15 protein-coding genes are annotated in these 25,103 nt (G+C 61.9%); 7 read left to right on the top strand and 8 right to left on the bottom strand.

Features of this window, described 5'->3' with window-relative positions:
* Positions 1-75: 75 nt before the first annotated feature.
* Positions 76-669: a sulfotransferase family 2 domain-containing protein gene (locus tag DMZ65_RS01340; protein ID WP_116597107.1), complete on the bottom strand. Its 594-nt coding sequence runs from the start codon at positions 667-669 to the stop codon at positions 76-78.
* 197 nt (positions 670-866) lie between these two features.
* On the opposite strand from DMZ65_RS01340, the gene recA reads away from it, so the two are divergent.
* The 3 genes from recA (at position 867) to DMZ65_RS01325 (ending at position 5,024) form a co-directional block, all read left to right on the top strand.
* Entirely contained in the window at positions 867-1,946 is a 1,080-nt protein-coding gene (gene recA / locus DMZ65_RS01335) for a recombinase RecA (RefSeq protein WP_116597553.1), read from the top strand.
* A gap of 126 nt (positions 1,947-2,072) precedes the next feature.
* Positions 2,073-4,733 carry an alanine--tRNA ligase gene (gene alaS / locus DMZ65_RS01330; RefSeq protein WP_116597106.1) on the top strand — a complete coding sequence of 887 codons (2,661 nt, stop codon included), beginning with the start codon at positions 2,073-2,075 and terminating at the stop codon, positions 4,731-4,733.
* A 3-nt stretch (positions 4,734-4,736) separates the two neighbouring features.
* Positions 4,737-5,024, top strand: coding sequence for a DUF1330 domain-containing protein (locus DMZ65_RS01325; RefSeq protein WP_116597105.1), 288 nt, complete (start codon positions 4,737-4,739; stop codon positions 5,022-5,024).
* A 131-nt stretch (positions 5,025-5,155) separates the two neighbouring features.
* On the opposite strand, the gene typA is transcribed toward DMZ65_RS01325, so the two are convergent.
* Positions 5,156-6,976 (bottom strand): translational GTPase TypA, encoded by a 1,821-nt coding sequence (typA, locus tag DMZ65_RS01320; protein WP_116597104.1) that lies wholly within the window; start codon positions 6,974-6,976, stop codon positions 5,156-5,158.
* Between the two features lie 58 nt (positions 6,977-7,034).
* Positions 7,035-7,373: a DMT family transporter gene (locus DMZ65_RS01315; RefSeq protein WP_116597103.1), complete on the bottom strand. Its 339-nt coding sequence runs from the start codon at positions 7,371-7,373 to the stop codon at positions 7,035-7,037.
* A 394-nt stretch (positions 7,374-7,767) separates the two neighbouring features.
* On the opposite strand from DMZ65_RS01315, the gene mfd reads away from it, so the two are divergent.
* The gene (gene mfd, locus DMZ65_RS01310; protein ID WP_116597102.1) at positions 7,768-11,259 is read left to right on the top strand and encodes a transcription-repair coupling factor; all 3,492 of its coding nucleotides are present in this window, start codon (positions 7,768-7,770) and stop codon (positions 11,257-11,259) included.
* Between the two features lie 133 nt (positions 11,260-11,392).
* Here mfd and DMZ65_RS01305 read toward each other — a convergent pair whose 3' ends face one another.
* From DMZ65_RS01305 to DMZ65_RS01295, 3 genes are all read right to left on the bottom strand, one after another.
* The gene (locus DMZ65_RS01305; protein ID WP_116597552.1) at positions 11,393-12,607 is read right to left on the bottom strand and encodes an NADP-dependent isocitrate dehydrogenase; all 1,215 of its coding nucleotides are present in this window, start codon (positions 12,605-12,607) and stop codon (positions 11,393-11,395) included.
* Positions 12,608-12,730: 123 nt separating this feature from the next.
* Positions 12,731-13,939, bottom strand: coding sequence for a multidrug effflux MFS transporter (locus DMZ65_RS01300; protein ID WP_116597101.1), 1,209 nt, complete (start codon positions 13,937-13,939; stop codon positions 12,731-12,733).
* 317 nt (positions 13,940-14,256) lie between these two features.
* A complete protein-coding gene (locus DMZ65_RS01295) occupies positions 14,257-14,850 on the bottom strand; it encodes an LOG family protein (RefSeq protein ID WP_116597100.1) in 594 nt (197 codons plus the stop codon).
* A gap of 118 nt (positions 14,851-14,968) precedes the next feature.
* Here DMZ65_RS01295 and DMZ65_RS19800 point away from each other — a divergent pair, with 118 nt between their 5' ends.
* The 3 genes from DMZ65_RS19800 (at position 14,969) to DMZ65_RS01280 (ending at position 19,857) form a co-directional block, all read left to right on the top strand.
* Positions 14,969-16,528 carry a LysM peptidoglycan-binding domain-containing protein gene (locus DMZ65_RS19800; protein WP_232824842.1) on the top strand — a complete coding sequence of 520 codons (1,560 nt, stop codon included), beginning with the start codon at positions 14,969-14,971 and terminating at the stop codon, positions 16,526-16,528.
* Between the two features lie 104 nt (positions 16,529-16,632).
* Entirely contained in the window at positions 16,633-18,486 is a 1,854-nt protein-coding gene (locus tag DMZ65_RS01285) for an ABCB family ABC transporter ATP-binding protein/permease (protein ID WP_116597550.1), read from the top strand.
* Between the two features lie 186 nt (positions 18,487-18,672).
* Positions 18,673-19,857: a multidrug effflux MFS transporter gene (locus DMZ65_RS01280; RefSeq protein WP_198662600.1), complete on the top strand. Its 1,185-nt coding sequence runs from the start codon at positions 18,673-18,675 to the stop codon at positions 19,855-19,857.
* A gap of 40 nt (positions 19,858-19,897) precedes the next feature.
* Here DMZ65_RS01280 and DMZ65_RS01275 read toward each other — a convergent pair whose 3' ends face one another.
* Both DMZ65_RS01275 and DMZ65_RS01270 read right to left on the bottom strand, forming a co-directional pair.
* Positions 19,898-23,629 carry an efflux RND transporter permease subunit gene (locus tag DMZ65_RS01275; protein WP_116597099.1) on the bottom strand — a complete coding sequence of 1,244 codons (3,732 nt, stop codon included), beginning with the start codon at positions 23,627-23,629 and terminating at the stop codon, positions 19,898-19,900.
* On the bottom strand, positions 23,626-24,918 hold the full coding sequence (locus tag DMZ65_RS01270) for an efflux RND transporter periplasmic adaptor subunit (RefSeq protein WP_116597548.1): 1,293 nt from the start codon (positions 24,916-24,918) through the stop codon (positions 23,626-23,628). The genes DMZ65_RS01275 and DMZ65_RS01270 overlap by 4 nt, the downstream gene beginning before the upstream one ends.
* Between the last annotated feature and the right edge of the window lie 185 nt (positions 24,919-25,103).

Genomic DNA, 25,103 nt, shown 5'->3' with positions numbered 1-25,103 from the left:
TGTAACGCCGCAACCGTAGCGGGTGCAGGTCGCTATCGATGCTGGCAATGGAACGTGCGGCTCGGCTGCTCCAGCTTACGATCCGCTTTCCCAGACCTCATATTCATTGGCGCATTTCTTGCGAAACATCTTTTCCGTTTCTGTCGAAACAGTAAGGTCCATCTCTGGCGAAACATTGGTCTTTGGCAGGTCAAGGGTGACGTTCAAACGGGATTCGATGAACTGCTGCAATGCGGGTTGGTTTTCGTAGCGAAAAAGATGGTTGATCCGCACCCCGTTTGGACGCGGCTCAAGGAATTTCGCCTGGCTGCCGACATTGGCGTAGGGCGGCTTGTCACCCTTCATGTAGGCCAGGACGAAATCTTCGAAATCCACCCCGGCGGTAGAGGCCGGCTTTCCGTTCAGGAAGGGGCGTTTGCGATACCGAAACCAACTGCCAAGCCAATCCAGCGGGTCACGGACCACGGCCAAGGTTTCCATGTTATCGGCACCGGCTTTTTCGAACATCGGGCGGAAAAACCGATTATAGCGGTAGATCGGCGCATGTTTCAGCTCCGGCGGGTCCATGACAGACATGGAAGCGCGGGACTTCAAGGCCGCCTCGTAAGCCGACGAACCCGTTTTCGGCACCGCCAGAAACACCAGTCTTTCTTTCCAGAACACCAGCATTCGGAAAACCTCCTCGATCGTTTGGCAGGTATCGCCCCAACCCCTCAATCCTTCCTTAACCAATTCCGCGAAAACTGACGAGAGTAGGATTTGACTTGAATTGTTCCTGTTTTGATCTCATACAGGTGAGAACAAGAGGCGAACATGAAGCAGCAATTGCCGCCCGGCAAAGGGTGTGGAATAAGGACACGAAACTCATGGCAACGGCAGATCTTTTGACGATGGACAGCAAGCGCAACGCGGACAAACAAAAGGCGCTGGACAGCGCTTTGGCCCAGATCGAACGGCAGTTCGGCAAAGGGTCGATCATGAAACTTGGCGGCGACAATGTGATCAAGGACATTGAAGCAACCTCGACCGGGTCGCTTGGACTGGACATCGCGCTGGGAATTGGCGGGCTGCCCAAGGGGCGGATCATCGAGATCTACGGGCCTGAAAGTTCCGGTAAAACCACGCTGACCCTGCATTGCGTGGCCGAAGAGCAGAAAAAAGGCGGCGTCTGCGCCTTTGTCGATGCCGAACATGCGCTTGATCCGCTTTATGCCCGCAAGCTGGGTGTCGATCTGGACGAATTGCTGATCAGCCAGCCCGACACCGGCGAACAGGCGCTGGAAATCGTCGATACGCTGGTGCGGTCGGGCGCGGTGAACATGGTGATTGTCGATTCGGTCGCGGCCCTGACGCCGAAATCCGAACTTGAGGGCGACATGGGTGACAGCAGCGTCGGCGTGCAGGCCCGCTTGATGAGCCAGGCGATGCGCAAGCTGACCAGCTCGATCAACCGGTCGAACTGCATGGTGGTCTTCATCAACCAGATCCGGATGAAGATCGGCGTGATGTTCGGCAGCCCGGAAACGACTTCCGGCGGCAACGCGCTGAAATTCTACAGCTCCGTGCGGCTCGATATTCGCCGTATCGGGTCCATCAAGGACCGGGATGAGGTTGTGGGCAACGCCACCCGCGTCAAGGTCGTCAAGAACAAGGTCGCGCCGCCTTTCAAACAGGTGGAATTCGACATCATGTTCGGCGAAGGTATCAGCAAGATGGGCGAAATGCTTGATCTGGGCGTCAAAGCGGGGGTGGTCGATAAATCCGGCAGCTGGTTCAGCTATGGCGATGAGCGCATCGGTCAGGGTCGCGAAAACGCCAAGAACTTCTTGCGTGAGAACAAACAGATGGCGCTGGAGATCGAGGACAAGATCCGCGCCAGCCACGGGCTTGATTTCGATATCGCCGCCGCTGGAGGAACCTCATCCGACGAGGTGATGGAAAGCTAGGCACAGCCGGACAGACAGATTTCAAAGGCCGACGTCGCCACGCGATGTCGGCCTTTTTCATTGCATGATGGACAGTCGCAGGGCAGGGCGGTACACCTGCGTAAAATCCTTGCACGAGACCAGAATATGCCTTCGCTCAACGACATACGCTCTACTTTTCTGAATTATTTCGAGAAACAGGGCCATCGTATCGTGCCCTCCAGCCCGCTGGTGCCGCGCAACGATCCGACGCTGATGTTTACCAATTCCGGCATGGTTCAGTTCAAGAACCTGTTCACCGGGGTGGAGCATCGCGATTATACCCGCGCCACGACCTCGCAGAAATGTGTGCGGGCAGGCGGAAAGCACAATGACCTCGACAATGTCGGTTACACGGCGCGGCACCATACCTTCTTTGAAATGCTGGGTAATTTCAGCTTTGGCGACTACTTCAAAACCGAAGCGATCCGGTTTGCCTATGAGCTGATCACGCGCGAATTCGGCATAGATGCCTCTCGCCTTCTGGTCACGGTGTACCATACCGATGATGAGGCATTCGAGATCTGGAAGAAGATAGGCATCCCAGAGGATCGCATCATCCGCATCGCCACCTCTGACAATTTCTGGCAGATGGGTCCGACCGGTCCTTGCGGTCCCTGCACAGAGATTTTCTACGATCACGGCGATCATATCTGGGGCGGCCCTCCGGGCAGTGCCGAAGAGGATGGCGATCGTTTCATCGAGATCTGGAACATCGTTTTCATGCAGAACGAGCAGTTCGAGGACGGCTCGATGCGCGCGCTCGACATGCAGTCAATTGATACCGGGATGGGGTTGGAACGCATCGGCGCGCTCTTGCAGGGCAAGCACGACAATTACGACACTGACCTGATGCGCCACCTGATCGAGGCCAGCGCCAATGTCACCGATGGTGCGCCGGACGGGTCGGGCAACGTGCATCACCGGGTGATTGCAGACCATCTGCGCTCGACCTCGTTTCTGATTGCGGACGGTGTGATGCCGTCCAATGACGGGCGCGGCTATGTGTTGCGCCGGATCATGCGGCGGGCGATGCGGCACGCGCATTTGCTGGGTGCGCAGGATCCGATCATGCACCGTCTGGTGCCGTCTTTGGTGCATGAAATGGGCGCGGCCTATCCCGAACTGGGGCAGGCGCAGTCGCTGATCGAGGAAACGCTGAAGCAGGAAGAGACGCGGTTCAAGCAAACGCTGGATCGCGGTCTGAAACTGCTGGATGACGAGCTGGGCAAGCTGCCCGCCGATGCCGCATTGCCGGGTGAGACGGCGTTCAAGCTGTATGACACGTTCGGCTTTCCGCTCGACCTGACACAGGATGCGTTGCGCGAAAAGGAACGCAGCGTCGATACGGCGGGCTTTGATACCGCGATGGCCGAACAGAAGGCCAAGGCCCGCGCCGCATGGTCCGGTTCCGGCGAGGCGGCCGATGCAGCGATCTGGTTTGACATCGCCGACAAGCATGGTGCCACGGATTTCCTGGGTTACGATACCGAAACCGCCGAGGGGCAGATCGTGGCGTTGGTGTCCGACGGGGCCGCGGTCGCGTCGGCCAAAGCGGGCGACACCGTGCAGATCGTGCTGAACCAGACACCGTTTTACGCCGAATCCGGCGGCCAGGTTGGCGATAGCGGCACGCTCCGTGGCGACAAGGGGCTGGCCAGGATCACCGACACCCGCAAGGTGGCCGGTGTGTTCCTTCATTTCGCGGAAGTCACCGAAGGCGAATTGGCAAATGGGGAAGGCGCGGTGCTGGAGGTCGATCATGCGCGGCGTACCTCGATCCGCGCCAACCATTCGGCAACGCATCTGCTGCACGAGGCGCTGCGCCGGGCGCTTGGCGATCATGTCGCGCAACGCGGGTCGCTGAATGCCGATGACCGGCTTCGTTTCGATTTCTCGCACACAAAACCGCTGACGCCCGAACAACTGGCTCAGGTCGATGCCGAAGTGAACGATTTCATCCGTCAGAACACGCCGGTTGAAACCCGGATAATGACGCCGGACGACGCGCGTGGATTGGGCGCTCAGGCGCTGTTTGGCGAAAAATATGGCGACGAGGTTCGTGTCGTGTCGATGGGGCATGATCCGCAATCGGGCAAGGGCGGCAATGGCGCGACCTACTCGATAGAGCTGTGCGGCGGCACCCATGTCCGCCAGACTGGCGATATCGGTGTGTTCGTGACGCTTGGCGACAGCGCCTCCAGCGCGGGCGTGCGGCGGATCGAGGCGCTGACCGGGGCCGATGCCTTCCGCTATTTGTCGGAGCAGGATCACCGGCTTGCCGATGTGGCGTCGGAGTTGAAAACGCAATCCACCGACGTTCCCGCCCGTGTCCGCGCCTTGCTGGACGAGCGCAAGGCGCTGAGCAACGAGGTGGCGCAGCTGCGTCGCGAACTGGCAATGGCCGGAGGATCGGACCAGTCCGGTGACAGTGGCGCGCGCGACGTCAATGGTGTGCAGATGGTGGCGCAGGTGCTGTCTGGCGTGTCCGGCAAGGATCTGCCGCCGCTGATTGACGAGCATAAGGCGCGGCTTGGGTCCGGCGTGGTGTTGCTGATCGCGGATACCGGCGGCAAGGCCGCTGTGGCTGCTGGCGTGACAGAGGATCTGATGGGCCGTGTGTCCGCCGTTGATCTGGTCCGCGCTGCCGTGGCCGAACTGGGCGGCAAGGGCGGCGGCGGTCGGCCCGACATGGCGCAGGGCGGCGGCGCGAATGCCGCAAATGCACAGGCCGCGTTCAAGGCGGCGGAAGCCGTAATAGGAGGATAAATCATGCCAGCACTTTGGATTGCCCATGTGACCGTTTCGGATGCCGAGGCCTATGGCCGCTATGCCGAGCTTGCCGGTCCCGCGATTGCCAAACATGGCGGTCGCTTCATCGCGCGGGGCGGACGTTTCGTTCAGCTTGAGGGCAAGGAACGGCCGCGCAATGTCGTCGCGCAATTTGCCAGCCTGGAAGATGCCGAAGCGTGCTATCATTCGCCCGAGTATCAAGAGGCGCTGAGCCATGCGCGCGATGCCTCGGAACGCGAGCTGCTGATTGTCGAGACAACCGATTAGAGGGTGGTCAGGCGCGCTTATGTCCTGAAATCAAGTAGTTTGAACAAGAAACGGCGGCCATGGGCCGCCGTTTCTTTGTCACGCGCAGATAGCAATCGGTGCCCGCGCTGGACACCGATTGCGTCCACAGATCAGCTTGTTTTCGACATCCGCTTGCGTTCATGCGGATCAAGGTAGCGTTTGCGCAGACGGATGGCGTTGGGCGTGACCTCGACCAGTTCATCATTGTCGATATAGGCGATCGCCTCTTCCAGAGACATCCGAACCGGCGTGGTCAGGCGCACGGCTTCGTCGGTGCCACTGGCGCGCACGTTGGTCAACTGCTTGCCCTTGAGGGGGTTCACCTCAAGATCGTTTTCACGGCTGTGCTCGCCAATGATCATGCCGGTATAGACCTGCTCTTGCGCACCGATGAAGAACTTGCCGCGGTCTTCCAGCTTCCACAGCGCGTAAGCAACCGCGACGCCTGATTCCATCGAAATCAGAACACCCGCACGACGGCCCGGAATGGTGCCCTTATGCGGGGCCCATGTGTGGAACACCCGGTTCAGAACGCCTGTCCCGCGGGTGTCGGTCAGGAATTCGCCGTGATAGCCGATCAGGCCGCGCGACGGAACATGGGCGATGATGCGGGTCTTGCCTGCACCGGCGGGCTTCATTTCGGCCAATTCGCCTTTGCGCGTTCCGGTGATCTTTTCGATCACCACGCCGGAATATTCGTCATCGACATCAATGGTGACTTCTTCGATGGGTTCCAGTTGTACACCATTATCGCCGTCGCGCATCAGCACCTGCGGACGCGAGATTGACAGCTCGAACCCTTCGCGGCGCATGTTCTCGATCAGAACGCCCATCTGCAATTCGCCGCGCCCTGCGACCTCGAAGGCTTCGCCGCCGGGCGTGTCGCTGATCTTGATCGCGACGTTGGATTCCGCCTCTTTCATCAGCCGTTCACGAATGACGCGGGATTGTACCTTCTTGCCGTCGCGCCCGGCCAGAGGACTGTCATTGATGCCGAATGTCACGGTGATGGTGGGCGGATCGATGGGTTGGGCATCAAGGGCTTCGTCCACGGCCAGCGCGCAGATCGTATCGGCAACTGTCGCCTTGGTCATGCCGGCGAGGCTGACGATATCACCGGCCTGTGCTTCGTCGATGTCCTGTTGAGCAAGGCCACGGAACGCCTGGATCTTGGTGACGCGGAACTGTTCGATCTTCTGGCCGATGCGGCTAAGCGCCTGCACGGTGGAGCCGACCTTCAGCTTGCCTGATTCCACGCGGCCCGTCAGGATGCGCCCGACGAACGGATCGGCCCCCAGCGTCGTTGCCAGCATGCGGAAATCTTCATCCTGGCGCTTGACCTGCTTGGGGGCAGGGACGTGATTGACGATCAGATCGAACAGCGCGGTCAGATCCTTGCGCGGTCCGTCCAATTCGTGATCGGCCCAGCCGTTGCGGCCCGACGCATACATATGCGGAAAATCAAGCTGGTCATCATTGGCGTCGAGGCTGGCAAAAAGGTCAAAACATTCATCCAGCGCGCGGTCGGGCTCTGCATCCGGCTTGTCGACCTTGTTGAGAACGACAATCGGGCGCAAGCCAAGCGCCAGCGCCTTCGAGGTCACGAATTTTGTTTGCGGCATCGGGCCTTCGGCGGCGTCGACCAGCAGCACAACGCCATCCACCATCGACAGGATCCGCTCTACCTCGCCACCGAAATCGGCGTGGCCGGGCGTGTCGACGATATTGATCCGCAGACCTTTCCATTCAACCGAGGTGGGCTTGGCAAAGATGGTGATGCCGCGCTCTCGCTCCAGGTCGTTCGAATCCATCGCCCGTTCGGCAACTGCCTGATTTTCACGGAAAGCGCCCGACTGTTTCAAGAGCTCGTCCACAAGTGTGGTCTTGCCGTGGTCGACATGGGCGATGATGGCGATATTTCGCAGATCCATTTGGAAACCTTATTCTGTTCGCCCGCGCCCTACGCCCGCTGGGGGAAAAACACCACCCCTAATGCGTCGCAGCCGCTGAAAACAGCTGTATCACGGCGATGCCCCCGACGATGAGCGACATTCCTACAACGGCGGCCCAGTCGAGCGTTTGACCAAAAACGACAAAGCCGATCAGCGCGATCAACACAATTCCCAGACCGGACCAAAGCGCATAGGCCACCCCGACCGGTACGCTTCGAAGGGTCAGCGCCAGCAGATAAAACGCTGCGGCATAGGCCACCACCACGATCACCGAGGGCAGGGGCTTGGTGAATTGCTGGCTGGCCTGAAGCGCGGTCGTGCCGATGGTTTCCGCCAGAACCGCCAGAAACAGCGTGGCGTAAGTCAACAAAGACATGGATGGACCTTTCTTCAAAGCATGTATCGCGTGCCTTCAGATCAATCAGAGTGACCGAAAACGCAAGCAAATTGGGTCTGGTTGGGAGGGGCAGATGCACAGGCGGGTCTTTTTGAAGCCATCGACCGATATGCGCTGCTGCATGGGGCGGTGTCGAATAGCCCGTCCCGTGCCATCGCGGCGCATCCAAACCCGGTTTGGGTCGTTAAATGGCATAAAGACGATCACCCCGATACGGTCAGCCATAATCCATCAATTTGCGGCGCGTTGCAGGCATTCGACGGATAAGCGCCAGAATAACATTCGGGCAGGGTCACCAACCAGGCCAGACACACTGCCAAACGCGCTGGAGACAGGTTGACGCGGCCCCCGGCATGCCCCATTTGCCTCAGCTATGGCATATTCCGATACCCCCTCGCGCGATCATATCACCATGGGTGGCGCGCCCGAAGGCTACGACGCCCGGTTGATCCTGCAAGAGCTGGAGCGCAGCGCCGCTCCGGTCATACATATTGCCCGCGACGACAAGCGGCTGGCGCAGATCCGCGATGCGTTGCACTTCTTCGCGCCTGCGATGCCGGTGTTCAGCTTTCCGGGATGGGATTGTCTGCCCTATGATCGGGTGTCGCCCAATGCCGACATCTCTGCGGCGCGCATGGCGACACTGGCCGCGCTGGTTCACGCAATGCCGGATCGGTTCATCCTGCTGACCACGCTCAATGCGGCATCGCAATATATCCCCGCGCGGGACGTGTTGCGAAAGGCGGCCTTCACCGCGCGCGTCGGGGAGCGTGTCAACGAAGAGGCGTTGCGCGGCTTTCTTGTCCGCATGGGGTTTTCTCAGGCCCCCACCGTGATGGAACCCGGCGATTATGCCATCCGGGGCGGTATCATTGACATCTACCCGCCGGGCGATGGCGGACCGGTCAGGCTCGATTTCTTCGGCGATGTGCTGGACGGCGCGCGCCGCTTTGATCCCGCCACGCAACGCACCACAGAAAAGCTCGACATGATCGAGCTTGCACCGGTTTCGGAAGTGATCCTGGACGAGGCGGCGATCACCCGGTTTCGGCAGAATTACCGCATCGAATTTGGCGCGGCCGGCACCGATGACCCGCTATACGAGGCGGTCAGCGCGGGCCGCAAGCATCAGGGCATCGAACATTGGCTGCCGTTTTTCCACGACCGGCTGGAGACGTTGTTCGACTACCTGCCAGGCGCCACGATCACACAGGACGATCAGGTCACCCCCAGCCGGATTGCACGCTGGGATACGATTGCCGACCAGTATGAAACCCGCCGCCTTGCGATGGGGCAGAAGAACCGTATGGGCACGGTCTACAAACCCGCGCCCCCCGGTTTGCTTTACCTTGACGAGTCCGCATGGGACGCCGCCACAGCCGAGCGGCGCGTGATCCAGTTCCACCCGTTGCCGCAAGCCACAGGTCCAAAGGTCGTGGATGCGGGCGGGCGTATCGGACGCAGCTTTGCCCCCGAACGCCAGCAGGAAAGCATCAGCCTGTTCGGGGCGCTGGCCGACCATATCAAGGCGAAGCTGGCCCAAGGCCCCGTGGTCGTCGCCAGCTATTCCGAGGGTGCGCGCGAACGCCTGTCCGGCCTGATCGAAGACGAAGGCCTTGCCGAAACCATCCCCATCACGGACGCCACCCGCATTGGCAAACGCGGCTTGCATCTGGCCGTCTGGGCGCTGGAGCACGGGTTCGAAGGGCCGTGGCAGGACCGTCAGCATATCACGGTCATTGCCGAGCAGGATGTGCTGGGCGACCGGCTGATCCGCGCGCCCAAGAAACGCCGCAAGGCCGAGAATTTCCTGACCGAGGCGCAATCGCTCAGCCCCGGCGATCTTGTGGTGCATGTCGATCACGGCATCGGCCGCTATCAGGGGATGGAGGTCATCACAGCCGCCGGTGCCGCGCATGAATGCCTGTTGCTGGATTATGCCGAAGGCGCGCGGCTTTACCTGCCGGTCGAGAATATCGAACTGCTGTCGAGATATGGCCATGACGAAGGTCTGCTGGACCGTCTGGGCGGCGGGGCCTGGCAGGCCAAGAAAGCCAGGCTCAAGGAACGCATCCGCGAGATGGCCGACCGGCTGATCCGCATCGCGGCGGAACGGGCCTTGCGCAAGGCACCCGTCATGGATCCGCCCCCCGGCGCATGGGACGCCTTCGCCGCGCGTTTTCCCTATCAGGAAACCGACGACCAGCTGCGCGCCATCGAGGATGTGATGGCCGACATGCATTCCGGCCAGCCCATGGACAGGCTGATCTGCGGCGATGTCGGCTTTGGCAAGACAGAGGTTGCGATGCGCGCCGCCTTTGTCGCCGCCATGTCCGGCGTGCAGGTGGCGGTGATCGCGCCCACGACATTGCTGGCGCGGCAACATTACAAAAGCTTCGCCGAACGCTTTCGTGGCTTCCCGCTGGAGGTGCGCACCCTGTCGCGCTTTGTCAGCGCCAAGGAAGCGGCCCAAACCCGCGACGGCATCGCGCGCGGCACCGTCGATATTGTCATCGGCACGCATGCTTTGCTGGCCAAATCCATCCGCTTTCAGAACCTCGGCGTGCTGATCATCGACGAAGAACAGCATTTTGGCGTGTCCCACAAGGAGCGGCTGAAACAGCTGCGCTCGGATGTGCATGTGCTGACACTGACCGCCACGCCCATCCCGCGCACGCTGCAACTGTCGCTCACCGGCGTGCGAGATCTGTCGATCATCGGCACGCCCCCGGTGGACCGGCTCGCCATCCGCACCTATGTGTCGGAATTCGATCCCGTCACCATCCGCGAGGCGCTGCTGCGCGAACATTACCGTGGCGGGCAAAGCTTCTACGTCGTGCCGCGCATCTCCGACCTGCCGGAGATCGAGGATTTCCTGAAAGAACAACTGCCCGAACTCAGCTATGTGGTGGCCCATGGCCAGATGGCCGCAGGCGAACTCGACGACCGCATGAACGCCTTCTACGATGGCAAATTCGACGTGCTTCTGGCCACGACAATCGTGGAATCCGGCCTGGATATTCCCACAGCCAACACGATGGTCATCCACCGCGCCGATATGTTCGGCCTGTCGCAGCTATATCAAATCCGCGGCAGGGTCGGACGGTCCAAGACCCGCGCCTATGCCTATCTCACCACCAAACCGCGCGCGAAACTGACCGCCACCGCCGAAAAGCGCCTGCGCGTCTTGGGCAGCCTCGACACGCTGGGGGCAGGCTTCACACTCGCCAGTCAGGATCTGGACATTCGCGGCGCGGGCAACCTTCTGGGCGAGGAACAGTCCGGCCAGATGCGCGACGTCGGCTATGAACTTTACCAATCCATGCTGGAAGAGGCGATCGCCAAGATCCGCGCAGGCGAGATGGAAGGCCTGTCCGAGGCGGACGATCAATGGGCACCACAGATCAATCTCGGCGTGCCGGTGCTGATCCCCGAGGAATATGTCCCCGATCTCGACGTGCGCCTTGGCCTCTACCGCCGGCTCAGCAGCCTGACCAGGAAGGTTGAACTCGAAGGCTTCGCCGCCGAACTCATCGACCGCTTCGGCCCGTTGCCGAAAGAGGTCAACACGCTTTTGTTGGTGGTCCGCATCAAGGCGATGTGCAAACGCGCAGGCATTGCCAAGCTCGACGGCGGCCCCAAAGGCGCCACGATCCAGTTCCACAACGATAAATTCGCCTCGCCGCAAGGGCTGGTCGAATTTATCGAGGATCAGAAAGGCCTGGCCAAGATCCGCGAAAACAAGATCGTCGTCCGGCGGGACTGGAAAAAAGACCGTGACAAGATCCAGGGTGCCTTCGCCATCGCCCGCGACCTTGCCGAAAAACTCGCCGCCGAGAAAAAGCGCGCCAAATCCGCCAGCTGACCCTGATCGCTTCTTCTTGGCGAAAATACTCCGGGGGAGGCTGGCGTATGCCAGACGGGGGCAGCGCCCCCATCTGCGTGTACGCAAAAATGAACCCTGCGCGCCCGCGAGGGCGCACAGTCAAGGAACAGCCTTAGCCCGCAAGCGCCTTGTTCAGATTCTCTTCGACCTTTTCCAGAAAGCCCATCGTCGTCAGCCAACCCTGATCCGGGCCGACAAGCAGCGCCAGATCCTTGGTCATATGCCCGGCCTCGACCGTTTCGATGATGACCCGCTCCAGGGTTTCGACAAAACGCTGGAGCGCCTCGTTCCCGTCCAGTTTGGCGCGGTGCTTCAACCCGCCTGTCCACGCGTAGATCGACGCGATGGAGTTGGTCGAGGTCTGCTCGCCCTTCTGGTGCTGGCGGTAGTGGCGCGTGACGGTGCCATGCGCGGCCTCGGATTCCACGACCTTGCCATCCGGTGTCATCAGGATCGACGTCATCAGCCCAAGCGAGCCAAATCCCTGCGCCACGGTATCCGACTGCACGTCGCCGTCATAGTTCTTGCAGGCCCAGACATAGCCGCCGGACCATTTCAACGAAGAGGCGACCATATCGTCAATCAACCGGTGCTCGTACCAGATCTTCTTTTCCTCGAACGCCTCTTTGAATTCGGCCTCATAGACCTCTTCAAAGATCTCCTTGAAGCGCCCGTCATAGGCCTTGAGGATCGTATTCTTGGTGGACAGATAGACCGGCCAGCCAAGGTTCAGGCCATAATTCAGCGACGCGCGCGCAAAGTCATAGATCGACTTGTCGAGGTTATACATCCCCATGACCACGCCGGAATCCGGCGCGTCAAACACCTCGCGCTCAATCACTTCGCCATCGGCACCTTCGAATTTCAACGTGATCTTGCCCGCACCCGGAAAGCGGAAATCGGTGGCCTTGTATTGATCGCCAAAAGCGTGACGCCCGACAACGATCGGTTGGGTCCAGCCCGGCACAAGGCGCGGCACGTTGCGGCAGATAATGGGCTGGCGGAAAATCACGCCGCCAAGGATGTTCCGGATCGTGCCATTGGGGCTGCGCCACATTTTTTTCAGGCCAAATTCCTCGACCCGTGCCTCGTCCGGCGTGATGGTCGCGCATTTCACGCCGACGCCGATCTCCTTGATCTTTTGTGCGGCATCCACGGTGATCTGGTCATCGGTGCGGTCCCGCTCTTCCATGCCCAGATCGTAATACAGCAGGTCGATGTCCAGATAGGGCAGGATCAGTTTCTGCTTGATGAAATCCCAGATGATCCGGGTCATCTCGTCGCCGTCAAGCTCGACAACCGGGTTTTGCACCTTGATCTTTGACATGGGGGCCTCTTTCGCGCTGGCTGACTGGTAAACCTGCCCGATCCCTACCGCATGCGGGTGCAGCGTCAAAGACCTGCTTTTCGCAATGCGGTTTTTTGCGCGGGTGCGCCCGAAAACAGCGCGCTAAGCGGGCAGGCCACGTTCGACGCGGCGCATGTGCAACATGATGACCAGCGACGCCAGGGCCATCGCACAGACACCCAGGGCGAGCGGCAGGGTGGTGCCGTCGAACATCAATCCCAGCGGGATCGCCAGCGCGACAGAGAACACGGTCGAAACCGCGCCGATCACACTGGCAGCCGTCCCCGCGATATGGCCCATGGGTTCCATCGCCAGCGCGTTGAGGTTGCCCAGCGTCATGCCGGCCTGAAAGAACACCGAAATCTGCCAGATCACGAAAGCCGCGAAGCCCAGATTGCCCGGCAGATCAGCCATGCTCAGCAGCACCATGGCACCGGACAACCCGACCTGAACCGCCAGCGTCACCGTCACCAGAAACCGCATTCCCAAACGGCCGACCAGCGCTGCATTCAACAGGCTGCCCGTCCCTGCCAATACCGCGACGATCCCAAACCAGAACGGAAATTCCGCGCCCCGCCCAAAGGTGATGTCATAGATCTGCTGGACCGATGACAGCATTGAAAACAGCATCCCGAAACACAGGGTCTGCACGATGATGGACAGCCGCACGGTGGGGTGCATCGCCAATTCCGTCAGCGCCTGTTTCAGGGCCGAAATCCGCATCGGTCGCCGCTCCTCTACGGGCAGGGTTTCCGGCAGGCGCAGCGCCAGCCACAGGCAGGCGAGCCCCATGAACACCACAAATGCCACGAAGATTGCCCGCCAACCGGAATGCGCGATAAGAAACGCGCCCATCAACGGGGCAAGGGCGGGCACCAAAGTGAACACCATCATGATGAAGGACATGATCTTTGCCATCCCGCGCCCGGCATATAAATCGCGGATGATCGCCAATGTCACAATGCGCGGTCCGGCGGCACCCAGACCTTGCACCAGACGCGCCGCCAGCATCAGTTCCAGCGAATGCGCGGCCCAGGCCACGGCGGATGCCAGAACGTAGACAACTGCCCCGATCATCAGCACGGGTTTGCGCCCGTACCGGTCCGACAGCATCCCCGTGACAAGCGTTCCAAGCCCCATGCCCAGCACAAATGTCGTCAGGATCAGCTGCGCGCGATTTTCGAAACCGGGGCTAAGCTCTGTTCCGATTTCGGGCAGGGCGGGCAGCATTGCATCGATCGAGAACGCAATGGTGGATACCATCATTGCCATCAACGCAACGAACTCAAATTGTGAAAGGCGGTGTGGCATGGCGCAGTCCTGAATTCAGTGCAATGTGCCTCGGACCTGCCGTGACAGGGCGGGCGCATTCAGCCTGCCTATGCCCATTTTTTAGCCTTGACCAGTGCAATACCTGTCAAAAATAGCAGATGGCCTGTCCGCCTGCTCACCAGCGGTGTTGTCGCGAGAATCGCGTGACAGGCAGAGTCACAGCAAAGGTATTTCAAGATCCCGTTAACAAAGCTGCGTCTGCGAGGCGGACGGGGTCATCTTCGGACGCTGCCGCCGGGCCGAACCCCGGCCGGCTTCCACCGAAAATGCAGTTGCTCAGGGGATATGTCGGTGATTCAGCCGCGCGTCTGTGTCTGCGTCAGCGCGTCAGGGCACAGGGCGTCGCGCAGCGTCTCAGTCACATCGTGTGCAGAGGTGGCGCTGGTGACAAACGCCGCCAGGGACGCGTCGGCAAAGCCGCGCGCGATCACATGATCCAGCAACGCTTGCAGCGGATCCCAGTAGCCGTTCACGTTCAGCAGGACGATCGGTTTGGCGTGCAGGCCCAACTGACGCCATGTCAGCACCTCGAAAAATTCATCCAGCGATCCTGCACCGCCGGGCATGACCACGATTGCGTCGGCGTTCATCACCATGACCTTCTTGCGTTCATGCATTGTCTCGGTGACGATAAAGCGGGTCAGATCGACCTTGCCGACCTCGGCGCGCAGCAGGTGTTCGGGGATCACGCCAAACGTATCGCCGCCTGCCGCTTGCGCCGCCCGTGCCACGACGCCCATCAGCCCGACATCGCCCGCGCCGTAAACCAGCCGCCAGCCCTCGGCCGCCAGCGCCGTGCCCAGATTTTCCGCCTCGTCGTGAAAGGCGGGGTCGTCGCCGCTGCGAGAACCGCAATAGACACAGACGGACCGGGTGGGCGAGTTGGCCATGTGGGCGTGCTCCGATAGGTTTTCCAAGGTTTTGATTCCTGATAGCCTTGTTGATATATACTCTCAACCGGGCAGGTGTCTTCCTGACACACTGTCGTCATTTATCCGGTCTCCGGGCATGAAAAGGATCGCCATGAACAAGGTGGCCGGCATGACGCTTGGTGGCGTCGCTGCAATCGGCGGGACAGGCACCGCTGCCATTCTCGCCTTGGTGTTCTTTTCCGGGGACAGGCCTGCACCGTCGCCGGTTGATATGCCCGTCGCAGATACATCGCAGGCAGAAACGTCAAAGGTGCCGCAGAAGGCCAGAGCTGCGGATGTGACTACGGCAGATGATCCGGTCGCGCCGCAGGCGGGGGTAGAGCCACAAACGCCACCCGGTTTCGACATCGTCCGGGTGGACCCGGACGGGGCGGCGCTGATTGCCGGGACCGCAACGGCGGGGGCGGGGGTGCTTGTACTTCTCGACGGGCAAGAAAAAGCCAAGGTCGAGGCTGACGGCACGGGACGCTTTGTCAGTTTTCTGTCCTTGCCACCCAACGATCTGCCCCGCGTGCTGAGCCTTCGACTGGTGACCAGGGATGGCACCGTCGACTCCGAAGACCGGGTCATCATTGCGCCAAGATCTGTCGCCCCCCCCGAAGATCCCGCGTCGGTCGAGCCGGCGCGGCGCAAGGCCGAAATGTCGGGTGCAAAGCTGCCGCAGCCCGGCACGGGGCCGAACGGCGCGGTCGCCTCGCCGAAGCAGAAGACCCAAACGCCAGAGCAATCCGCCGCCGACATTCCCGCCCCTCCCGATACCCGCGACATGCCCGGCGACATGGCCAGGACAACGGCGCGCGCCGGGATGAATGCGGCAACCGACCCGACAGCAATCGCGCAGGACGCGCAAGACGCCGGGCTGGCGATGGCCGGTGCATCGGCGGACAGTCTCGCTGTTGAGGATCCCGCGACAGGCAGGACCAATCGTCCCGCATCTTCAAAACTCGGGCCAAGTGACGCGATCGGCGTGTCAGGCCGGACAAGCCCGTCCGAATCCCAACCCGACACGCTGGCGCAGCCCGCCGGGGCCGTGCCTCAGCATGATACGGTGCCTGCGCCGACACCACAGGCCCCGACCGTGATCCTGGCAAACCGGCAAGGCGTGCGTGTATTTCAGGCCCCATCGGACGGGGCCACGCAGGCCGTGGCACTGGATGCGATCACCTATTCCGAAACTGGCAATGTGGCACTGTCAGGGCGCGGGGCCGGGCAGGGATCTGTCCGTGTCTATCTGGACAACACCCCCGTCACCACCGCGCGGATCGCAAAGGATGGCAACTGGCGCGCAGAGCTGCCGGATGTCGATACCGGCGTCTACACGCTGCGCATCGACGAGGTGAATGGCGAGGGCACCGTGATCAGCCGGGTGGAAAGCCCGTTCAAGCGCGAATCCCCTGCGTCCCTGGCGGCCGGGCTGACGAACGACGCGCAACAGGTACAGGCGTTGACGGTGCAGCCCGGCGATACGCTTTGGGCGATTGCAAATGACCGCTACGGCGACGGGTTTCTTTATGTCCGGGTGTTTCGCGCAAATGCCGACCGCATCCGCAATCCCGACCTGATCTATCCCGGTCAGATCTTTGCCTTGCCGGAGGACGACACCGGCGATGTCAGCCCGGCCGCCGCGCCCGAATAACCTGCCACACCTGCTTGCGCGCACAGGGGCTGCGCAGGGCGGGGCACTGGTCTTTCCGCATTGCACCGACTATCTCGGCAGTCTTGAAGCAGAAAGACGTCCCCATGTCCGCAGATACCACCACCGCCGCCGCCGACGAAAGCCGGGATCCCACCGAGGCCAATCTTGCCAAGGCCGAGCGCCGCTCTTCCCTGCGCACCATCCGCAAGGTCGTGCCTTATCTTTGGCCGAAAGACCCGGCTTGGGTGCGCCACCGGGTTGTCTGGGCGATGGCAACACTGATCCTGGGCAAGCTGGTCGCGGTGGGCACGCCGATGATCTACAAGGGCGCGGTTGACGCGCTGAGCGGCGAGGGTGCCTCGCCGCTGATGCTGGGGGCCGTCGGGTTGACCATCGCCTATGGCATGGCGCGTCTGATGTCGGTGGGATTTCAGCAATTGCGCGATGCGATCTTTGCGCGGGTCGGTCAGCGGGCGCTGCGGATGCTGGCGCTGGAAACCTTCACCCATATCCACCGCCTCAGCCTGCGCTATCACATCACCCGCAAGACCGGCGGGCTGAGCCGCATCATCGAACGCGGCGTCAAGGGCGTGGATTTCCTTCTGCGCTTCTTGCTGTTCAGCATCGGGCCATTGCTGCTGGAGCTTCTGCTCGTCGCCGGGATCTTCTTCTTCGTCTTTGATGCCTGGTATCTGGCGGCCGTGGTCGTGACCATCGCGCTCTATGTCTGGTTCACCTTTGCGGTTACCGAATGGCGGGTCAAGCTGCGCCGCCAGATGAACGATCAGGACACCGACGCCAACCAGAAGGCCATCGACAGCCTGCTGAACTTTGAAACCGTCAAGTATTTCGGAGCCGAGGCGCGCGAGGCCCGACGCTATGACGCGGCGATGGAGGGGTATGAAACGGCGGCGATCAAGACCGCGACCTCGCTGGCGGTACTGAATTTCGGTCAATCCCTGCTGATCACCACCGGGCTTGTGGTGGTCATGGTGCTTGCGGCGTTGGGCGTGCAATCGGGCGACCTGACGGTCGGCGATTTTGTCATGGTCAACGCCTATATGATCCAGATCACCATGCCGCTGAACTTCCTTGGCACGGTCTACCGCGAGATCCGCCAGAGCCTTGTGGATATGGGCCAGATGTTCGACCTGCTCGAACAGCCCGCCGAGGTGCAGGACAGGCCCGGCGCGCCCGCGCTTGACGTGAAGGGCGGCGTGGTCAGCTTTGACAATGTGAAATTCGGCTATGACAGCGAACGCCACATCTTGAAGGGTATCTCGCTGACCGTGGGGGCGGGCGAAAGCGTGGCGCTGGTCGGGCCGTCGGGGTCGGGCAAATCCACCATCGGGCGGCTCTTGTTCCGCTTCTACGATGTCGATGGCGGGGCCATTCGCATCGACGGGCAGGATCTGCGCGAGGTGACCCAGCAAAGCGTGCATGACGCGATCGGCGTGGTGCCGCAGGACACGGTGCTGTTCAACGATACGATACGCTATAACATCGCCTATGGCCGCGACGGTGCCACCGAGGCGCAGATTGTCGAGGCCGCGCGCGCCGCACAGATCCACGATTTCATCTCGTCACTGCCCGAAGGCTATGACACGGCGGTGGGCGAACGCGGCTTGAAGCTGTCGGGCGGTGAAAAGCAGCGCGTCGGCATTGCCCGCACGCTTCTGAAGAACCCGCCCATTCTGCTGCTGGACGAGGCGACCTCGGCGCTGGATACGGAAACCGAACACGAGATCCAGGGCGCGCTGTCGCGAGCCGCCGAAGGCCGCACGGTCATCACCATCGCACACCGTTTGTCCACCATCGCCGATGCTGATCGCATCGTCGTGCTGGAAGCGGGCGACGTGATCGAACAGGGCACGCATGAAGATCTGCTTGCCCGCGCCGGACGCTACGCCCAGCTTTGGGCGCGCCAACAGGCCGAAGAGGAAGACGACGTGGCTTGAGGTCACTGGCCCGCACAGATTCTGCCCAACGCTGCATTTGCAGAATGTAAAAGCAGCCGCCTGATGTGTCGAAAGCACAAACTTGCCTGATCACGAAACGCATACCTCCTGCTGACAGATACTGTCAGCAAACGGGGTTGAGCATCGCAAAGCGGCGCGCTAGGGCAATGGCGAAAGGATTTCCTCATGTCACTGTTCCGCGCCGCCCTCGTTCTGGGCCTTCTGTCTGCCGTTGGTCCCTTCGCGATCGACATGTTCCTGCCTGCAATGCCCGCCATCGCCGCCGATCTGGCGGTATCGGAAACCGCGACGCAGGCGACGATCACGGCTTTCTTCATCTCGTTCGGGCTGGCGCAGCTGATTTACGGCCCGTGGTCGGATCAGGTGGGCCGCAAACTGCCGCTTTATGTCGGGCTGACGATCTTTTCGCTCGCCAGCATCGGTTGTGCGATGGCCGACAACATTGTCACGCTGACGGCTTTGCGCTTTGTGCAGGGGATCGGCGCATCCGTGGTCATGGTGGTGCCCCGCGCGGTCATTCGCGACATGCTGACCGGCAATGCCGCGACCCGGCTGATGGCGCTGGTGATGCTGGTGATTTCCGTGTCGCCCATGCTGGCACCGCTGGCGGGCAGTATCGTGCTGGCCTTTGCGGAATGGCGGGTGATCTTCTGGGTGCTTGCAGGCGGTGCGGTTCTCAGCCTTGCCCTGACAGCGGCATTGCAACCCGAAACGCTGCCTGTTGAAAAGCGCGTCCCGATCAACCTGGCCTCGCTGTGGCGCGGGGCTGGCATCTTGCTGCGCGACCGGACATTTCTGGGCATGACCTTCATCGGTGGCTTCGGCATGGCCAGCTTTTTTGTCTTCATTGCCAGCGCGCCCTTTGTCTATTCCGGGCAATACGGCCTGACACCCACCGGGTTCAGCATTGCTTTTGCCGTCAACGCCGTCGGCTTTTTCGGCGCGTCGCAGCTGGCCGCCCGTCTGGGCGAACAGCTTGGCCCCGAAAAGGTGATCCGCCGCGCGGTCATGGGGTTTGCCGCCTTCACGACATTGCTTCTGGTGCTGACACTGTCCGGGTTTGCAAGCCTTTATGTCCTGATCGGCTGCCTGTTTCTGGGCAATGCCTGCCTTGGACTGGTCATCCCGACAACCATGGTGCTGGCCCTTGATCCGCATGGCGAGATTGCCGGGCTGGCCTCGTCACTGGGGGGCACCATGCAGATGCTGGCAGGCGGCGCGATGATCGCGTTGGTGGGGCCGTTCTTTGACGGCACGGCGCTGCCGATGGTGGTGGCCATCGCGATCTGTGCGTGGGTTGCCTTCGGCCTGTCCCGCCTGCTGGTGAGCGAACAGGCGGCCGTGGCATAGGCCCGGCCGCAAGCTCCGTGTCGGCGCTTTGGGCTGGTGGTTACTCGGCCGCCTTCAGCGCGACATGGCTGCCCGGCGCGGGGGCGGCCTCTGGCGTGTCTTCCCACAGGATCGTCGGTGCCTTGATGCGCCGCGCGGCACGGCGCAGCGCCCAGTCCTGCGCGGCCGCACTGGACCGGCCCAGCGACAGCTTTGCCAGCAGACGCGCGAACCAGCCGATATAAGCCACGAACCAGACCCGCAGCGCCAGCATCGACGGCGTTACGACCAGCGTCAGCACCGTGGCGATGCCCAGTCCGAACACCACCGCCGTCGCCAACTGTTTCCACCAAAGCGAGGTCGGGCTGTCGATCGAATAGCCGCCATTGATGAAATCGAGGCTCAGCCCGAACATCATCGGCGCAAGCCCCGCCATCGTGGTGATCGTGGTCAGCAGCACCGGGCGGATGCGGTCCTCTGCGGTGCGGATGATCGCCTCGATCCGGGGCATGTAGCGTGCGTAATCCTGATAGGTGTCGATCAGCACGATGTTGTTGTTCACCACGATCCCGGCCAGCGCCACGATCCCCGTGCCGGTCATGATGATCGAAAAGCTTTGATCCATCACCAGCATCCCGATCAGCACGCCGGTGGTGGACAAGACCACCGCCAGCAGCACCAGGACCGAGTTGTAAAGGCTGTTGAACTGCGCCAGCAGGATGATGAACATCAGCCCCAGAGCGCCCAGAAAGGCATTGCCGAGGAAGGCCTGGCTTTCGGCCTGATCCTCCTGATCGCCGGTCCATTCCCATGTGATGTCAGACGGGAACGGGGTGCTGTCCAGCCAGCTTGTCAGCACCGCTATGCGTTCATTGGCGTTCAGCGGCACCGTTTTCAGCGTTTCGGGGTCGACCGATGCGGATGGATCGGACAAGGACACGATGTCATAGCCAAAATCGCCGCCCGGAATATCCGGCGTGCCGGTGCTGTCCTGCATCCGTGCGCGCCCGATGCCAACCAACGCGTCGTTCTGCACGTCCTTCAACGACACCAGCCCGTCCACCACATCCGCCTTCACGTCGAAATAGCGTTTCTGGTCGATCCTGTTGATCTCTGCCAGCTTGGCCACGGGTTTGCGCGAGATGAAATTTGACAGCGGCACCAGCCCGTCCGCCGTGCGCACCTTCAGCGTGTCCAGCGTTGACAGCACGCGGTCCTTTTCCGGCAGGCGCACGCGGATTTCGATCTCTTCGTCGGAACTGTCAACGCGCATCGTGTCCAGTAGTATGCCGCGTGTGACAAGCTGCACCATCGCGCCCACCGTGGCCACATCGGCTCCGTAGCGGCCTGCCTTTTCGACATCCACGTCGATCTGCCAGTCGATGCCGGGCAGGGGGCGGGTGTCCTCGACCAAGGTCAGGCCGGGTGTTTCCTCAAACCGGGTGCGCGCGATGTCGGTCGCGGTCAGCAGATCCTCCCAGTTGTCACCCTTCAGCCGCAGATGCACGGGCTTGCCGCTGGCCGGCCCCATGGCAAGGTTGAGGATCTCGATCTCGATCCCCGGCAGGGCTTCCAGCTGTTCGGTCAGTTCGGCCAGCACCACATCGCCATCCAGCTCGGGCACGTCGCGGCGATCCTCCCACGGCACGGTTTCCAGCTGGATCTGGCCGATCGTGTCCTTGGGCGATTGCGCGCCGCCGGTGTTGGAATTCAGCCCGCCATCGCCCGCAAAGGCAAAGGCCGTCTGCACACCGGGATGGGCAAGAACGATCTCTTCCGCCTCGGCCAGCAATCCGTCCTTTTCGGCAAGGCTGAGATTGCCACGCGCGCGGACATAGACAATGGCCTGTTCCGGTTCGCTTTCGACAAAGAAATCCACGCCGTTATTGTTGGCCCCGAAATAGGTGAACACGCTGCCCACGAAAATCGCGACCGCCGCGATGGTCACCAGCGGCATCACCGGGTTGCCCGCGATCAGCCAGATCAGCCAGCCGAACGGGCGGCGGCGATAACGCCCCTGCACCCGGCTGGCACGGCGTTCGATCTTTGCGGCCCCCATCACGATAGAGGCGAAGACGGCCGCCAAGACGAAGGGCAGGCCAAGCGCCAGCACACCGATGACGATGCCCGGAACGCCGCCCGCATCGGAAAGCGCCCACCCCACCAGCGGGCCGAAGGGCAGGAGGTAATCGGGGTTCAGCGCCTGCATCGCCCCCGCGAACAGCGCAAGCATCGCCACCGGCACCAGCGCCGCGCGGGCCAGCCACGGCAGATTGTGGCGCAGCGCGGCGCTGGCATTGCCCAGCATCCGCGAAAACCGCCCCGTGACCCCGCCCATCACCGGCAGGAAGATCAACGCCACCACCAGCGAGGCCGACAGCACGAAGATCAGCGTGACCGGCAACATGCCCATGAACTCGCCCGGAACCCCCGGCCAGAACAGCATCGGCAGAAACGCACACAGCGTCGTCCCGGTAGAGGACACGACCGGCCAGAACATCCGCTTGGCCGCCTCGACATAGGCATGCATCGGGCCAACCCCGGCCGAGATCCGCTTGTCGGCATATTCCACCACCACCACGGCCCCATCGACCAGCATGCCCACGGCAAGGATCAACCCGAACATCACGATGTTGGAAATCGCGATGTCCATGATCGCCAGAAAGGCAAAGCACAGCATGAAGGAGGTCGGGATCGCAAACCCCACCAGCAGCGCGGGCCGCGTCCCCAACGAGGCAAGCACCACGATCATCACCAGCGCAATCGCCGTCAGGACAGAGCCTTCCAACTGGCTGACCATGGACCCCACGGTGCGCGACTGGTCGTTGGAGGTGCCGACCTTGACAGCGGCCTGCAATTCGGGCGGCCAGTTGGCCTGCGCCTCCTCGACAACCCGCGTGACCTCGGCGGCGGTGTCGATCAGGTTGAACCCCTTGCGCTTGACCACCTGTAGCGCGACCGTCGGTTGACCGTTGAAGCGCGCGGTGCCGGTGCGGTCCTCGAAGGTCAGTTGGATCTGAGCCAGATCGCCCAGCGTCACCACCCGGTCGCCATTGGTCTTGACCGGCAGGTTGTAGACATCGCTGGCATCGTCAAAGCTGGACGGGATCTTGACGCTGAACGTGCCCTGATCGGTCTCTACCTCGCCAGCGGCGATCAACTGGTTGTTGTTCTGCACAACGGAAATCAGCTCGCCTGCCGTGACATTGTAGGATTCCAGCCGCAGCGGATCGATCACCACTTCCAGCATCTCGTCGCGATTGCCCGCGATGGCCGCCTCCAGCACCGCGTCCAGCCCCTCGACCCGGTCCTGCAATTCCTTGGCGACGCGGGTCATGGTGCGTTCGGGAACGGCCCCGGTCAGATTGACGATGACGATGGGAAATTCGGAAAAGTTGATCTCGTTGATCGAATATTGCTCTGCCCCGGCGGGAAAGCCTGCCTCGGCATTGCTCATGGCGTCGCGGACATCGGCCATGGTCTTGGTCTTGTCCCAGCCGAACTCAAATTCCAGCGCGACCCCGGCATAGCCCTCGGACGCGGTGGCCGACATGGTTTTCAGCCCGTCCAGATCGGCAAGCTCGGTCTCCATCGGCTTGACCAGCAATGTCTCGCTATCCTCGGCGGAAATGCCGGGGAAGGGGACGGACACGAACAGCGCCGGGATCTCGATATCCGGTTCGCCCTCCTTGGGCAGCATGGCATAGGCAAACACGCCGATCGCCAGCGACAGGAAAATGAAGGCGATGACCATCCGGGCATGTTCGGCGGCCCAGTCGACGATACCGGTCATTGCGTGACCTCTTTGTAGGTCGCGGCCACCGGCACGCCGTCGACCACATATTCCTGCCCGACGGTGATGACATCCACCTTGTCCGGCAGGCCGGTGACAAGCACGCCTTCACGCGTGTCGCGCAGCAGGGTGACAGGGATGAACTGCGCCGCGTCATCGGCCGTAACCGTGCGCACCCCAAGCGCGCCTTCATCGTTCAGCGTCAGCGCCGATTGCGGCAGCAGATGCGCCATGGCACCCTCGGCCTCGATCAGGATCTCGGCGGTCTGGCCCGCGCGCAGGGCCAGTGCGGCATTGGGCACCTGCACCTCCACCCGGAAGGTGCGGGTGGTCTCGTCGGCGCTGCGCGACAGAAAGGTGACACGCCCCTTGGTTTCCTCGCCGCCCGTCAGGCGGGCAGCAGCAGGGGCACCGATCTCGATCCTCGTGACCTCTGTTTCCGGCACAAATGCCACCATCTTGATCGGGTCAAGCTGGATGACGGTGGCGCAGATGCCACCGGCCTGCAACAGGCTGCCCAACTCGGCCCCGTCGCTTTCCAGCAGCCCGGCAAAGGGCGCGTGAATCTCCAGCCGCTCAATTTCCTTGCGTGCCGAGGCCACGGCGGCTTCGGCGGCCTGAATGCCGGCCTGCGTGCTTTCCAGCCCGGATCTGGCCGATTCGACCGCCGCCTCGGCAGAGCTGACCGCCGCCTTGGTGGTGGCCACCCGCGTGGCCGAGGCAAACCCGTCCTGTTGCAGGGACGAAGCGGCATTGTCGTTGATCTTCGCCTCTTCCAGCCGCGCCTGTGCCTCTGCCACACGGGCACCAGCCTCGGGCACACGGGCGCGAGCCTCTGCCAGACGTGCCTCTGCTTCGGCCAGAGCGGAGTCGCGGGTGCCCGGTTCAAGCTGGCACAGCAATTCGCCCTCGTTGACAAAAGACCCCTTGCGCAGCGGCTCTGACACGACGCGGGCGGTGGTTTCGGCCCGGACATCGACCTGACGGGCGGCGGTGGTCTCGCCGCGCAAGACAACCGCACTGTCCACTTCGCGCGCGACCGAGTGCCGTGCGATCACCGACACCGTGCCGGGGGCCGGTTCGGCGGCATTTTCCGATGCGGCCTCGGATGCGGCGGGAGGTTGCGGTTCCGCCTGTTCGTCGGTATCCCCCGCGCCGGGCGTGTCGCCGCGCATCAGGGCGTCGGGTGTTGCTTGGCGCGCAAAATCCAGTAACGCCTCACGCTGAAAAACAATGGCAAACAAAAGTGCGGACACCAATAACGCGGTGACGATCGAAACGATCCGCATGATTATCCTTCCAATGGGATGGCCTGTCCGCCCCGACCGATCCCCCGGAAGGACCATGTCGAAAGACATGCGCTGAACTGCTTGGTTCAAAATAAACTTTTCTACATCGCCGCGCAAGGCAGCAGTGAAACGACATGGCTTCGGCTGTGCAGTCGCGGTCTCATGCGGCCTTGGCACGCCGCGCC

The organism is Primorskyibacter marinus (assembly GCF_003313245.1).
GTDB classification, from domain to species: Bacteria; Pseudomonadota; Alphaproteobacteria; order Rhodobacterales; family Rhodobacteraceae; genus Primorskyibacter; species Primorskyibacter marinus.
Note: the sequence above shows the minus strand (reverse complement) of the source record. Positions and strands in the feature narration are given on the sequence as shown.

Excerpts from the sequence above, each read along its gene's own strand:
- DMZ65_RS01340 (WP_116597107.1), bottom strand. The coding sequence starts at position 669 with ATGCTGGTGTTCTGGAAAGAAAGACTGGTGTTTCTGGCGGTGCCGAAA.
- DMZ65_RS01295 (WP_116597100.1), bottom strand. The coding sequence starts at position 14,850 with ATGGCCAACTCGCCCACCCGGTCCGTCTGTGTCTATTGCGGTTCTCGC.
- mfd (WP_116597102.1), top strand. The coding sequence starts at position 7,768 with ATGGCATATTCCGATACCCCCTCGCGCGATCATATCACCATGGGTGGC.
- DMZ65_RS01270 (WP_116597548.1), bottom strand. The coding sequence starts at position 24,918 with ATGCGGATCGTTTCGATCGTCACCGCGTTATTGGTGTCCGCACTTTTG.
- recA (WP_116597553.1), top strand. The coding sequence starts at position 867 with ATGGCAACGGCAGATCTTTTGACGATGGACAGCAAGCGCAACGCGGAC.
- DMZ65_RS19800 (WP_232824842.1), top strand. The coding sequence starts at position 14,969 with ATGAAAAGGATCGCCATGAACAAGGTGGCCGGCATGACGCTTGGTGGC.
- DMZ65_RS01300 (WP_116597101.1), bottom strand. The coding sequence starts at position 13,939 with ATGCCACACCGCCTTTCACAATTTGAGTTCGTTGCGTTGATGGCAATG.
- DMZ65_RS01305 (WP_116597552.1), bottom strand. The coding sequence starts at position 12,607 with ATGTCAAAGATCAAGGTGCAAAACCCGGTTGTCGAGCTTGACGGCGAC.
- DMZ65_RS01285 (WP_116597550.1), top strand. The coding sequence starts at position 16,633 with ATGTCCGCAGATACCACCACCGCCGCCGCCGACGAAAGCCGGGATCCC.
- DMZ65_RS01325 (WP_116597105.1), top strand. The coding sequence starts at position 4,737 with ATGCCAGCACTTTGGATTGCCCATGTGACCGTTTCGGATGCCGAGGCC.
- alaS (WP_116597106.1), top strand. The coding sequence starts at position 2,073 with ATGCCTTCGCTCAACGACATACGCTCTACTTTTCTGAATTATTTCGAG.
- DMZ65_RS01275 (WP_116597099.1), bottom strand. The coding sequence starts at position 23,629 with ATGACCGGTATCGTCGACTGGGCCGCCGAACATGCCCGGATGGTCATC.
- typA (WP_116597104.1), bottom strand. The coding sequence starts at position 6,976 with ATGGATCTGCGAAATATCGCCATCATCGCCCATGTCGACCACGGCAAG.
- DMZ65_RS01315 (WP_116597103.1), bottom strand. The coding sequence starts at position 7,373 with ATGTCTTTGTTGACTTACGCCACGCTGTTTCTGGCGGTTCTGGCGGAA.
- DMZ65_RS01280 (WP_198662600.1), top strand. The coding sequence starts at position 18,673 with ATGTCACTGTTCCGCGCCGCCCTCGTTCTGGGCCTTCTGTCTGCCGTT.